The organism is Variovorax sp. P4_B10 (genome assembly GCF_056402375.1).
This window is the reverse complement of record NZ_JBFUHN010000021.1, coordinates 1-13270: the sequence shown is the minus strand read 5'-3', so window position 1 is coordinate 13270 and position 13270 is coordinate 1. Positions and strand designations below refer to the sequence as shown.

12 protein-coding genes are annotated in these 13270 nt (G+C 62.7%); 11 read left to right on the top strand and 1 reads right to left on the bottom strand.

Translation table 11 applies throughout. The features are described from left to right. The first annotated feature begins 94 nt into the window (after positions 1-94). The 7 genes from AC1DXX_RS12260 to AC1DXX_RS12230 are packed head-to-tail and all read left to right on the top strand — an operon-like array spanning position 95 to position 7202. Positions 95-1162, top strand: a complete 1068-nt coding sequence (locus AC1DXX_RS12260) for a hypothetical protein (protein ID WP_478134474.1) — start codon at positions 95-97, stop codon at positions 1160-1162. After that, a complete protein-coding gene (locus tag AC1DXX_RS12255; RefSeq protein ID WP_478134473.1) occupies positions 1159-2307 on the top strand; it encodes a polysaccharide pyruvyl transferase family protein in 1149 nt (382 codons plus the stop codon). Before AC1DXX_RS12260 ends, AC1DXX_RS12255 begins: the two co-directional genes overlap by 4 nt. A gap of 13 nt (positions 2308-2320) precedes the next feature. Continuing rightward, the gene (locus AC1DXX_RS12250; RefSeq protein WP_478134472.1) at positions 2321-3391 is read left to right on the top strand and encodes a glycosyltransferase; all 1071 of its coding nucleotides are present in this window, start codon (positions 2321-2323) and stop codon (positions 3389-3391) included. After that, complete coding sequence (locus AC1DXX_RS12245) at positions 3388-4668, top strand: hypothetical protein (RefSeq protein ID WP_478134471.1); 1281 nt, start codon at positions 3388-3390, stop codon at positions 4666-4668. The genes AC1DXX_RS12250 and AC1DXX_RS12245 overlap by 4 nt, the downstream gene beginning before the upstream one ends. 5 nt (positions 4669-4673) lie before the next feature. After that, positions 4674-5897, top strand: a complete 1224-nt coding sequence (locus AC1DXX_RS12240; protein WP_478134470.1) for a lipopolysaccharide biosynthesis protein — start codon at positions 4674-4676, stop codon at positions 5895-5897. Between the two features lie 31 nt (positions 5898-5928). Continuing rightward, positions 5929-6786 carry a phytanoyl-CoA dioxygenase family protein gene (locus AC1DXX_RS12235; RefSeq protein ID WP_478134469.1) on the top strand — a complete coding sequence of 286 codons (858 nt, stop codon included), beginning with the start codon at positions 5929-5931 and terminating at the stop codon, positions 6784-6786. Positions 6787-6809: 23 nt separating this feature from the next. Beyond that, the gene (locus AC1DXX_RS12230; protein ID WP_478134468.1) at positions 6810-7202 is read left to right on the top strand and encodes a carboxymuconolactone decarboxylase family protein; all 393 of its coding nucleotides are present in this window, start codon (positions 6810-6812) and stop codon (positions 7200-7202) included. Positions 7203-7233: 31 nt separating this feature from the next. Here AC1DXX_RS12230 and putA read toward each other — a convergent pair whose 3' ends face one another. Further along, complete coding sequence (putA, locus tag AC1DXX_RS12225; RefSeq protein WP_478134467.1) at positions 7234-10986, bottom strand: trifunctional transcriptional regulator/proline dehydrogenase/L-glutamate gamma-semialdehyde dehydrogenase; 3753 nt, start codon at positions 10984-10986, stop codon at positions 7234-7236. A 159-nt stretch (positions 10987-11145) separates the two neighbouring features. Between putA and AC1DXX_RS12220 the strand changes: the two genes are divergently transcribed. From AC1DXX_RS12220 to AC1DXX_RS12205, 4 genes are all read left to right on the top strand, one after another. After that, positions 11146-11745, top strand: a complete 600-nt coding sequence (locus AC1DXX_RS12220) for a helix-turn-helix domain-containing protein (RefSeq protein WP_478134466.1) — start codon at positions 11146-11148, stop codon at positions 11743-11745. Then, positions 11742-12302, top strand: coding sequence for a GNAT family N-acetyltransferase (locus AC1DXX_RS12215; protein ID WP_478134465.1), 561 nt, complete (start codon positions 11742-11744; stop codon positions 12300-12302). The genes AC1DXX_RS12220 and AC1DXX_RS12215 overlap by 4 nt, the downstream gene beginning before the upstream one ends. Before the next feature lie 137 nt (positions 12303-12439). After that, on the top strand, positions 12440-12925 hold the full coding sequence (locus AC1DXX_RS12210) for a DUF2147 domain-containing protein (RefSeq protein WP_478134464.1): 486 nt from the start codon (positions 12440-12442) through the stop codon (positions 12923-12925). A gap of 199 nt (positions 12926-13124) precedes the next feature. Beyond that, positions 13125-13270 (top strand): leucine zipper domain-containing protein (locus AC1DXX_RS12205; RefSeq protein ID WP_478134538.1); only part of this gene is annotated, 146 nt, incomplete at its 3' end.

Here is a 13270-nt window from a genome sequence, read left to right as displayed (position 1 = left end):
TCAGCGCTAGAAAGCGGCCGGCGTTTGCATCCCACACGATTTCGGTGGTGGGCAGGACGAATTTTGCTTTCGAAATGTTCGAATTGGAACCCCCATGCTGATGAATCCAGCCATCCCGGGACGAGCGCCGAGAAGAAACGCGCGGCGCTTCAATCAGTACTCGATCGCCGGAATCGTGATCGTGTTCATCTACGCGATCATCTATATCTACTTCAGGGACGCACTGCCCGAGAAGTGGAGTGTCGACTCGGCAAAGATCATCGAAATCCTCAATTACGGCGGGGCCGGTGGTGATCTGGACAACTCGTTCGCGGTCACCGCTGCCTTGTTCGGCCTCATCGGCGTGGACAACCTGGACGTCTTCACCTGCAGCGTGAGCGCAATCTTTCTGATGTTCGCAACCCACGGAATTCGGCGGGCAGGCGATTTCTTCTCGAGATTGCTGTTGATAGCGCCCTGCATCATGTTGAACATGTTTGCGCCCTCCAAGGAAACGGTCGTGCTCATCATGACGATGCTCATCACCGTTTCGGCAATTTATTTCCAAACCTCGAAGACGCTCACTTTCTGGGCCTTCCTTTTGCTCTATGCGATTTACGGGGTATTTGTCCGGCAATATTATCTGCTGATCGTCGGGGTGTTTTTCATCGTCTATTTTCTTTGGCGCCGGCCGCTCAAATACCACATTCTGGCTGCGATCGTGGTGGTCGGGGCGGTCCTGGCTGCACCGTCGAGCATCCTGCAAACGCTTCAGTCGCCACGAGACACTTCGAATGCGTATGCCGAACAGATCGGCAGCGACAACAGAACTGCGTTTACCAACATCGCGTCCCCCAGCAGCGGCGCTGGATTCCTGGTCAATTACGGCTATGCCGCCACGGTATTGATCACACCGGTTCTTTATTTCCAGACGGCGAGCGACGTGTTCATGCAATTGATGATCGCGACCATGCTGTTCATCCTGTACAAGGCACGGCAAAGATCGCGGCGTCGAGGGGAGGACCGGTTCGAACTGAGGTTTTTCGCCAGCCTGTTTGTCGCGCACATTCTCGTGCAATTGATATTCGAGCCGGATCTCGGGAGTTTTACCAGGCATTTGACCTCGGTCATTCTCTACATCGTTGCCATCAGAGTTTCCGAGAACAAACCAATCTCAAGATGAAAAAAATCCTGATTTGCGCAGTGCCGTTCAGCGATAACCTGGGGGACGGGGTCATTGCGGCGTCGCTGGCTCACATTGCCGGCCTGAAGTATCCGGGCGCCAGGGTGGAGTTTCTCGATATCGCCGGGCGTCTCACCTTCGACGAGGTCAACCTGCGGGGCGGGGGGGCATTCGGCCTCTTCCAGAAGCTGCCGACGCTGCTGCGCTCGGCGATCGTTTTTGCGTATTGCCTGAAAAATTACTTCCTGAGCTGGCGCAAAAACTGGCAAGCCGCAATCAGCGATGCGGACCTGGTCATCATCGGCGGAGGACAATTGTTTTGCGACGTGGCCTTGAATTTTCCCGCCAAGCTGTTTCTTCTGAGCCGGCTGCTTCGCGGGAAGAGGGTGGCCGTGGTGTCGGTCGGTGTCACGGCCAAATGGTCTTTCTGGGGAAAGCTTCTCGTCAAGAAATTCCTGAAAAACACCGCTCCCGTGTTCTATGCCACACGCGACTCGGAATCGGCGAGCAATCTGCATTCTTTCTTCAGAATCCCGCGCTCCAGCATCCAGGTTGTTCCCGATCCCGCGTTGATTTGTGCGAGCGCGTTTTCGGAAGAGATTGCACCCGAAAAAAAATGGGACGTCGGAATCTGCGTCAGCAGTCTCGATGCCCTGGTCATGAATTCCGAATACGGAAGCACGAGCTCCGGCAGTTCCGCCGATTTTTTCTCGGAGCTGGCCGATGCCTTGCGGGCGGAGGGAGCGCGGGTTCTGTATTTCACGAATGGTGCTTCGGAAGACAACAGGGTTCTGGCCGAAATTTCGTCGCGGTCAGCCGCTCCGGGTTCTTCGTTTCTCGTTCCGAAGCGTCCGGACGATCTTGTTGCGTTGATCAGTGCCTGCTCCTGCATCGCGGCACACAGGTTGCACGCAAATATCGTTGCGTACAGTTTGAACATTCCGTCCATCGGGATGAACTGGGACAAGAAGGTCGAGTCCTTTTTCGAATTGACAGGCCGGACACAGTATTTGTTCGGCTTGTCCCCTCGCCTGGAGGAATTGAAGACCTCCGTGCTGATTCTGCTCAACGAGAAAAACACAGATCGAAAGAGGCTGGAGGAGCTGAAAAGCGAAGTCATCGCCGGAACCCACGCATTGATTTGATTGGTGAACATCGATGAAAGTACTGCACGTTGCCGAAACGCTCAAAGGGGGGCTGGAAACCTACCTTCGCATTGTTTCGAATTTCCAGAAGAATTCTCCGGAACTCAGCCAGGTGAAATTCATCCTGCCCGGCAGGGTCGACTGGCTGAATCCCGAGAACATCCACGTCGTGCCGACGGCCCGCAGCCCTTTGTCCCTGCTGAGCTACGCCGCCCGGGTCAAGAGGATCATCGCGCTGGAGCGTCCGGCGGTCCTTCATCTGCACAGCTCGATTGCCGGAGGGATCGTTCGCTCCATGGCGCTGCTCGGCCAGATACCCGGCGAGGTCAAAATCGTCTATTGCTCTCACGGCTGGGCATTCGATCAGGCCGCGTCTCAACACAAGAAATTGATCTACCGCTGGATCGAGAGACTGCTTTCGTGGCGGAGCGACGCAATCATTTGCATCAGCCACCATGAGACCCGGATCGCGGAGAAATTCGGCATCAAGCGATGCAGATGCATTCCCAACGGAATTGATTCGATCGATTCCGGGCAGGGCCAGTCGCTTGTTCAGGAGTCAAGAAACAAGTCGCGGGAAATCCTGTTCGTCGGCCGATTGGATCGGCAAAAGGGAATCGATGCCTTGCTCGACTCCTACAGCAGGGTCCAGCCGAACTTCAGGTTGATCGTTGTCGGCGAGGCCGTCCGAAACGATCTTCATCTTGCCCAGTCCGAACAGGTCGAATTCAGGGGCTGGCTGGAAAAAGAAGAGCTGGACGCCGTCTACAAATCCTGCGACGCCATCATCGTTCCGTCGAGATGGGAAGGTTTCGGATTGGTGGCGGTCGAGGCCATGGCGAGGAGCAAGGCCGTCTTTGCATCCGCTGTCGGTGGCCTCATCGACATCGTCAAGAACGAAGAGAGCGGGCGTCTCTTTTCGCTGGACGAGATGGATCAGATGCTTCGGGAAATCGACAGCATTCCCGGTGAAGCCCTGCAGAAGATGGGGCGGACAGGGCGGAAGATTTTCGAAGAAAACTTCACCTCGCAGCGCATGAACACCGCCATCGTCAATTTGTACAAGGAAGCGGTTCTGCCATGAAGATTCCTGCCACTCTCCGCGTCTTTGGACGCTTCTCCCAGGTCTTCAGGCTGCTGTGTGCCCTCATGGCGATGGCGGCATTCGTCTGTCCGGCCGTTGCCAGAGGCGTCGGCGGACTGACCACCGAATACCCGGTCGCCCTGAGCGTGCAGATCGATCCCGCGTCGATCACCGACGAAGACCTGAACGAAATACGGGCGGCCGGTTTCGAGTTCGTGCGATTCGGCGTGCGGCCCCCGTTGAAAAGCGTCAATCCCGGCCTCATCGACTATGCGCGCCTGATCAAGCGCGTGAGAAACGCCAGGCTCGAAGCGATCGTGACCTTGTTCGGAGGCCAGGAGATCTGGGGGCACAACCCCGAAGACCTGGCCCCCGGAAAGCGCAGGGAGAGCCTGTTCTCGGAGTTTGCGACCGATTTCGTCAAGGCGCACACGGCCGACGTTGCCGTCTGGGAGATATGGAACGAGCCTGACAACAAGACATTCCTGAAGCCCGGTCTTCTTCCGAATTTCGAAACCGCGTCCTCGGAACTGTGCAGCAGCCTGGCGCGGCTGCCGGTTCAACCCAACATCGTTGTCGGGTTCGGCTTCGCGAAGTTGCCATTCGCAGGCGGAAAGGTGCCTCCGCAGCTTGAAAACGCATTCGTCTCGGCGGCCAAGACCGACTGTCTGACGGATATCTCGATCCACCCGTACCGCTCCGTTCCCGAGACGGCGCTGGCCGACTACGAGAAGCTGCGCGCGCAACTGGACCAGTTCCAGCTGAAGAAAACAGGCATCGTGGTTTCGGAATGGGGCTACGCGTCGTACCTGCCGGTTCGCAACCAGGGCATGCAGGCTTCATTGATCTTCAGGGAGTACCTGATCAATGCGGCTGCCGGCATCAAGCTCCTGAACCTTTACTCCTGGCGCGACAGGGGCCAGTCTTCATTTTCGAAGGAAGACAACTTCGGACTCAAGTCGAACGCCGGAGAGAAAAAAGAAGCCTATTCCGCGCTGACCGAATTCCTCAAGATTGCCAGGCATTCCAAAAAGGTTTCATACCAGGATGGCGCGGGCGTGAGCAAGCTCGTGCTGAGCCGCGGCGACGCCCTGCTGCATGTGGTCTGGACGCAGAATTCGGAAAAAGCCGTCTCGATCCCTGCAGCCAAGGGAAAGAAATGCACGCTGGTTGAGTTCTTCCCGCAGATGCGCCGGGGAAGCTGTGGAAATTGGAGCGACGGAGGATTTTCTGCCAAGGCAACCGTCTATCCCGTCTTGCTCTCGATCTCAGACTAGATGGAATGAAGTACCTGTCCGGGATCAAAAGACGACTTGGCGGTCCGATATATGCCGTTGCAGATCAATGCATCTACAGTGCAAGTCAGCTGTTATTGAGTTTCGCGCTGGCCCGCGTGCTCTCGCCGGCAGATTTTGGCATTGCCTCTGCATTCCTGGCCGTCGTCAGTTTTCAATACATCCTGCACACGGCCATGGTGCATGAACCGCTGCTCATCAAGCGGCACTATGCGAGCCGCTCCGCGGCGTGGCTGGCCTGGGCCTGCGTCGTTCTCTTTTCATTGCTTGGTTTCCTGATCTGGCAGTTGGCGGCATTTCCTGGCCGGGTGGCCTGGGTGGGTGTCGCCTTGATCGCTGGCTACGAGATATTCTGGATTTCCCGCAGCCTCCTGTTGACGGGGCGGCGCTACGCGACGCTCTGCATATCCGGTGCGCTGATCGGGGCGGGATATGTTGCTGTCCTGGCTGCCAGAAAGCCTGCAGCATGGACGGAAGCCTTGCTGCTGATTTCCATCATTCAAATCCCGTTCTTTTTTCTGGTCATCAAGAACATCGGCAATGTGGTTCTTCCGCTCCCGGCGGCAAAAAGCACGCAGGGATTGACGGTCAAGGAGTCCATGGCTTATGGCTGGAAGGCGAGTCTCTCCCAGTTCATGAGCTGGATCATGACGGGCGGCGCCATATTGCTGCTGGGGTCTTCGGCGGACGCAGAACAGGGCGGACTGCTCAAGATCTACATCACGTTCCTGTTGCCGATGCAGTATGTGCTGGCGGCGCTTGGCTACTACCTGCTGCCGCAATTGGCTGCGAACTGGCATTCCGCAGACAGAAAAATCGCCTTTCGGCTGTTCATCAAATTCGTCCTGCTCGGATTCCTGGTTGCCGAAGGCGCCGGGGTCCTGCTGGGCCTGCTGGGGCCTCACCTCGTGGTCCTGGCATTCGGCGAAAACTACAGGGAAATGGATTTTTCTCCCTTCTATTACGCCCCTGCGATCTTCGGCCTCACGATGTGCTTGAGGACGGGCTTCAGGGCAGCCTCCCGCCCCGGAGCCCTCTTGCTGTGTTCGATCGTCGGTGCCGTGGTGTTCGCCATTTCCATGTTCATGGCCAAGCCACCGGTCTCCTACATCCAGACCGTCCATGCCATGACCCTGGGCTTCGCCTGCATGGCGGCGCTGATGATCGCCTGGCTGTTCTTTTTCATGCGAACGACGGGGGAGCGCGCCTGACACCAGGCGGGCCGCCCTTGGAGATCCCCTTATGAACAATCCCTTGCTCCGCGACGTACGCATCGAAGAGCGCCTTCGGTTCCTGAGGGATGGTGTCGTCTGCCTGCGCAAGATCATTTCGCCGGAATGGATCAAGCTGGCACAGGACGGCATCGAGCAGCAGCGCCAGGCGCCTTCCCCCTACGCGACCGTGGTGGATGCCGACCCGCTCTATCTGCTGATCGACCAGATGCCTTCCATGGAGAACGGCATGCTCAAGCGCGTGGTGTTCGAGTCCGGTGCGGGTGAGATTGCCAAGCAATTGACCGTCACGAGGCGGTTGCGCTGGATCTACGACCAGCTGTTCTACAAGGGCCGCGGTCCCGTGGCCGAAACCCCCTGGCACCAGGACACGTCCTACGGCATTGCGGACAGCCACCGCATCGTCCGTGTGTGGATGCCGGTGGACCACATGCCGCGCGAGACGGCGCTCGAGGTGGTGCGCGGCTCGCACCTCTGGAAGATGGAATACGGGCGAACCAGCAGGATCGAGGTGCCGCAGGAGCACGAGGGCATTCCTCGCGAACTGCAGTTCAGCTACCTGGAGGCCAGCGACGACGACAGGCCCGCGCTGCCGGACATCGAAGCCAATCGCAGTGCCTTCGACATCGTGGGCTACGAGGTGGATCCGGGCGACGTGGTGGTCTTCAACTACCGCTCGCTGCATCACGCCGGTCCCGGCGTGAATTTCAAGGAGAAGCGCCGCGCCTTTGCCATCCTCTACGCCGACGATGAGCTCACCCTGAGGCATCGCCCGCCCCAGGGGCGCGGGCCGCTGGAGACCGCCGGCCTCGCATGGCATGACGGGCAGAAGACGGGCGATTTTCCGGAAGTGTTTCGCGCTGTCTAATCTCCCCTGATACAGGAGATGCCATGAAACCCCAACCGATCGAATACGCGGCCGCATCCGAAGAGGTCAAGGCCGTGTTCGACGACATCAAGACGTCGCGCAACGTGCCGGACGTCAACAATTTCTGGAAGTACCTGGCCAACGATCCCGCGACGTTGAAGCGCACCTGGCGCAGCCTCAAGGAAGTGATGGCGCCCGGCGCGCTCGACCCGGTGGTGAAGGAGATGGTCTACCTCGCCGTCAGCGTCACGAACAACTGCGGCTATTGCATCGCGAGCCACCACGCCGGCGCGGCCAAGGCCGGCATGACGCCGGAGATGTTCGCCGAGCTCATGGGCGTGGTCGGCATGGCCAACGAGACCAACCGGCTGGTCAACGGCTATCGCGTGCCGATCGACCCGGCGTTCGATCAATAGGCTGCCGAGGGCAGGGCGGCAAAAACGCGCATCAGCCGATGGTCATCAGGCTCGCATTGCCGCCGGCTGCTGCCGTGTTGATGCTGAGCGCACGTTCCACCACGAGGCTTTCGAGCGGAATGCCGGCGTCGCCCGGCGCGAATGCGCGCACGCCGACGATCGGGCCCGGCCTCGACGCGACGCGCTGAACGACGCTCGCCAGGCTGTCGGCATCGCCGTGATGCAGAACGGCGTCGAAGGCGACCGTCTCGGAAGTCCAGTCGTTCGCGATGGCCACCGACTGCTGCACGTCGGTCGGCAGCGATGCGCGAAGGCCTTGCGCACCGGCGTCCGCGGGCCAGATCGCGGTGCTGCCCACCGAGAGCACCGCGGCCAGCTGCACCAGCCGGTCCGCTTCGGTGCCGGCCAGGCAAAGGACGGCCTCTCTCGGCTGCAGCGTGTAGACGTTGCGCTCGCCCGTGGGGCCGGCCAGCGTGCGCGAGCTGCCGGAACGCGACAGCGCGCCGAAGCGTTTGCATTGCGCTGCCAAAGCCGGGCGATCCGTCGCTTCGGCCCATCGGTCCAGTGCGGACAGGTCGGCGTTGGGTGCCGATGCCGCATGGTTCGCGTCCGCATCCGCGATGGCGCGAACCAGCACATCGTCCGGCCGCTTCGACAGCATGCGAACCATGTAGAGCGGCCCGCCCGCTTTCGGCCCCGTGCCCGACAGCCCCTCGCCGCCGAACGGCTGCACGCCCACGACGGCACCGACGATGTTGCGGTTGACATAGACATTCCCCGCCTTGGCGTGATCCACGATCTGCGCGATCGTCTCGTCGATGCGCGTGTGCACGCCCAGCGTGAGGCCGTAACCCGTGCCGTTGATCTGGCCGATCAGCGCGCCCAGGTCGCGGCGGCGGTAGCGAACCAGGTGAAGCACCGGACCGAACACTTCGCGCTGCAGCTCCGCGATGTTGTCGAGCTCGATCAGCGCCGGCATCACGAAGGTGCCCTGGCGCGTGTCGTGGTCGAACTCCCGTCCTTGCCGATAGACCCTGCGGCCACGGCTGCGCATGGTGGCGATGTGGCGCTCGATGCCGTCGCGCGCTTCGGCATCGATCACCGGGCCCACGTCGACGGCCAGCCGCGCGGGGTTGCCGATGCAGCTTTCGGCCATGGCACCCTTGAGCATCCCGATCAACCGGTCGGCCGCTTCTTCCTGCACGCACAGCACGCGCAGCGCGGAGCAGCGCTGGCCGGCGCTGTCGAAGGCGGAGGCCATCACGTCGGTGACCACCTGCTCGACCAGCGCGGACGAGTCGACGATCATCGCGTTCTGGCCGCCCGTTTCTGCGATGAGCGGGACGGGCATTCCGTTGGCGCCGAGCCGCGCCGACAGCGTCTTCTGCAGGATGCGCGCGACGTCGGTCGAGCCCGTGAACATCACGCCCTGCACCCGGGCATCCGCGACCAGCGCGGCACCCACCGTCTCGCCGCGGCCGGGCAGAAGCTGCACGGCGGCGCGAGGCACGCCGGCCTGCCACAGTACGCGAACCGCCTCGGCGGCGACGAGCGGCGTCTGCTCGGCGGGTTTGGCCAGCACGGGGTTGCCTGCGGCGAGCGCGGCAGCCACCTGGCCGGTGAAGATCGCGAGCGGGAAATTCCACGGACTGATGCAGACCATCGGCCCGAGCGCGCGGTGCGTGTCGTTCGAGAAATCGGTCCTCGCCTGTGCGGCGTAGTAGCGAAGGAAGTCCACCGCCTCGCGCACTTCGGCGATGGCATTGGCACAGGTCTTTCCGGCCTCGCGCGCCAGCAGGCCGAGCAGGCGAGGCTGCTGGCCCTCGAGCAGGTCGGCCGCACGCTCCAGCAGGGCGGCGCGTTCCGCAGGTGGCGTTGCCGCCCATGGTTGGGCAATGCCTCGGGCCTGTGCCACGGCCAATTCGACATCGGCCAGCGTCGCCTCCCGCACCTGGCCGACGACGTCGCGATGGTCTGCAGGGTTCAGCACGTCGGCCCAGCTGCCGGAGGCTTCGCCGTCCGCCGAGGCTTCGTCGGCGAGCAGGGGCTGCGCGCGCCATGGCTCTGCGGCGGTGGCCTGAAGCGTGCGGCCCAGCCTGCGCAGGCTGTCGTCGTTCGCCAGGTCGAGCCCTTGCGAGTTGGCGCGCTGCTTTCCGTAGAGCGCCGCGGGCAGCGGGATGGATGGATGCGGCAGGCCGACAGTGCCTTCCTGCACGGCCATGCGCTCCACCGTGGCGACGGGGTCTTCCACCAGGGCTTCGAGCGGGATGGTCGGGTCGGCGATGCGATTGACGAACGAGGTGTTGGCGCCGTTCTCGAGCAACCGCCGGACCAGGTAGGCGAGCAGCGTCTCGTGCGTGCCCACGGGTGCGTAGATGCGGCAGGGCCGCCCCAGCGGGCCGACCACCTGTTCGTAGAGCGGCTCGCCCATGCCATGCAGGCACTGGAACTCGTACTGCCCCGGCTGGTAGCGCGCCGGGTCCGCCATCGTGTAGATCGCGGCGAGCGTGTGGGCGTTGTGGGTCGCGAACTGCGGGTAGACCGCCTCGGGCGCGCCGAGCAGCTTGCGCGCACAGGCCAGGTACGACACGTCGGTGTAGGCCTTGCGCGTGTAGACGGGGTAGCCGTCGAGGCCGTCGATCTGCGCGCGCTTGATCTCGCTGTCCCAGTACGCGCCCTTCACCAGACGCACCATCAGCCGGTGCCGGCTGCGGCGCGCGAGGTCGATCACGAAATCGATCACGAAGGGGCAGCGCTTCTGGTAGCCCTGGATCACGAAGCCGATGCCGTTCCAGCCCGCCAGCGCCGGCTCGAAGCACAGCCGCTCCAGCAGGTCGAGCGAGAGTTCGAGGCGGTCGGCTTCTTCGGCATCGATGTTGAGGCCGATGTCGTACTGCTGTGCCAGGAGCGTGAGGTCGCGCAGCACCGGGTACAGCTCGGCCATCACGCGCGCGTATTGCGCACGGCTGTAGCGCGGGTGCAGCGCCGACAGCTTGATGGAGATGCCCGGGCCTTCGTACACGCCGCGGTTGTCGGAGGCCTTGCCGATGGCGTGGATCGCTTCCTCGTACGCGATGCGGTAGCGCCTGGCATCCTCCATGGTGAGTGCCGCCTCGCCGAGCATGTCGTAGGAATAGCGAAAGCCAACGGCCTCGAGTTCGCTCGCATGGTCCAGCGCCTGCGCGATCGTCTCGCCGGTGACGAACTGCTCGCCCATCATGCGCATCGCCATGTCCACGCCCTTGCGGATCAGCGGTTCGCCGCCTTTGCCGATCAGGCGGGTGAGAGTGCTCGAGAGGCCCGTTTCGCTGTGCGTGGCCACGAGCTTGCCGGTCAGCAGCAGACCCCAGGTCGCGGCGTTGACGAAGACCGAGGGGCTGCGGCCCGCATGCGACTGCCACTGGCCGTGGGCGATCTTGTCGCGGATCAACGCGTTGCGCGTCTCGGCATCGGGGATGCGCAGCAAGGCTTCCGCGAGACACATCAGCGCGACGCCTTCCTGGGACGACAGCGCGTACTCCTGCAGCAGGCCCTGCACGAGGCCGGCGCGGCCGCTGGCGTTCTTGCGCGCGCGCAGTTGCCGGGCAATCCTGTGGGCGAGGGCATGGGCGTCCTCGGCCTGGCCGGCCGGCAGGCGTGCCTGTTCCAGCAGGGGCGGTATCGCTTCGGATTCGGGGCGCCGGTAGGCGGCCGTGATCGGCGCGCGCAGTGCCGAAGGCGCTGAAAGTCCGTCGGCAAAGGCGGTGAACGAAGAAGGAAGAGGGTCGGAGCTGATGGCGCGCATGTCGGGTCCGTGCTGGTGATATGTTGAATGATCTCAACCTCTATGACGAATGTTTGTTCGAAGAGTTTGTGAATGGCAGAACAAATCACTAAATCGTGCAGCCGGGATAGGCCCGCCGTGATTGACTCTGTTTCCTTTTTATTAGATATTTCATCCAATATGAAGGAATCATCGCCACCCCCGGCAGCCACCCTGAACGACCGCATTGCCCAGCGCGTGCGCGACCTCCGCGCGTCCCGCGGACTGTCGCTCGATGCGTTGGCCACGCATTGCGGCGTCAGCCGCTCCATGATCTCTCTGATCGAGCGTGGCGAGAGCAGTCCGACGGCCGTGCTGCTCGAAAAACTTGCCACCGGCCTCGGCGTTCCGCTCGCCTCGCTGTTCGACGACACCGAACCCGCCGCCAGTCCCGTGTCGCGCCTGGCCGACCAGCTGCAGTGGCGCGACCCCCATTCCGGCTACGTGCGAAGAAACGTGTCGCCCGGCGGCGCCGTGTCGCCCATCCGGATCGTCGAGGTGAACTTCCCGCCCAAGGCCCGCGTGGCCTACGAAACCGGCGCGCGCGAACCCCGCATCCATCAACAGGTGTGGGTGCTCGAAGGCCGCATCGAGGTCACGGTGGGCGACGACCTCCACCGGCTCGACGCAGGCGACTGCCTGGCACTGTCGCTCGACCATCCGGTGAGCTATCACAACCCCACGCGCAAGACCGCGCGCTATGCCGTCGTGATCGCCACGGCACCTTCTTCCTGGAGATGAACATGACGACGACCGAAGCGCCCCGCATCCGTGTCCTTCCGACGGTGAGCGATGCCCAAGTGCAGTCGCTGGCCGACCTGCTGATCGATTGCGTCGAGGGCGGCGCGTCGGTGAGCTTCATGCTGCCGCTGACGCGCGAGCGCGCCCTCGCGTTCTGGCGGAAAGTGGCCGACAGCGTGGCGCGCGGCGAGCGTGCGTTGCTGGTGGCCGAAGACGCCGAGGGTCTCGTGGGAACGGTGCAGCTCGTGCTCGAACAACCCGAGAACCAGCCGCACCGCGCCGAGGTGGCGAAGATGCTCGTGCACCGCAGGGCGCGGCGCCGGGGCATCGGCGCGCTGCTGATGCAGGCGGCCGAGCAACAGGCGCGCGAACACCGCAAGACGCTGCTGGTGCTCGACACATCGAGCGCCGAAGCCGAGCGGCTCTACGCCCGCATGGGCTGGCAGCGCGTAGGCGTGGTCCCCGGATTCGCCTTGCTCCCGGAGGGCGGGCTGTGCAGCACCACCTTCTTCTATCGGGCGCTGGAGGCCCGTGCACAGGCAACGGCGGCGGGCTGAGCGGCGCAGATTTGTATCGCACCTTGTCTGGCGCCCGGCCAGATACGGAGCGCGACCATTCAGTGGGTGTCCTGACACACTCGAAGGCGCGTGCTGCGATGCAATGAGTGCTTCATTCACTCGATACGAAGCCCGCCATGACCATGCACTCGTTCCATCGTCCAGGCCGCGCGCTGGCCGCCGTCCTGCTGCTGACCGCAGTCTGCGCCGCGCAGGCGCAATCTTCCGAGGCAACCGATCCACGCGGTCGCTGGATCACCGCGAACGGCAACCTCGAAGTAGAGGTCGCATCGTGCGGCACCGCGCTGTGCGGCACCGTCACCAAGGTCCTCGGCAACCGCTCGATGGCCCCGGGCGGCGGCGACATGCAACCCGCCGACAACCGCCCGGCCCTGGGCATGACGCTGCTGCAGGACTTCAAGCCCGCGGATGCAGCCGACCCCGCCCGGCCGCCCACCGAATGGGCCGGGCAGATCTACAACCGCGAGAACGGCAAGACCTACAGCTGCAACATGTCGGTCAGCACTGCCAGCAACGCTGCGGGAGAACTGCTGCTCCACGCGTATGTCGGACTGCCGCTGTTCGGCAAGACACAGCGCTGGGTGCGCGTGGCGCAGAACTGAGCGGCGGGGTCTCTATTTGGGGCCACATTGGGGGCATTGTTCAGGGCGCGCTCACGCCGACGGGGTACCTTGCTCCGCGAATGTCCCCCAGCGCGGCCTAGGTGTGATGCTTCAATAGGTTGTTGCGGGTGTTCACCCGGAGTGGTTTTGAGAGACTGGGAATCGCCAAACCCCCAACTCACTCAGAGCCCAAATCCGGATGAACACCCATAAGAATGCCCGATTGACGTACGTACGGCGACTGGAGATGGTTCAAGCCATCACTCAACGTGGCGTATCCGCCGCAGAAGCAGCGGCCATGCAGGGGGTCAGCGCAGTCACGGCCAGGAAGTGGCTGGGCCGTTA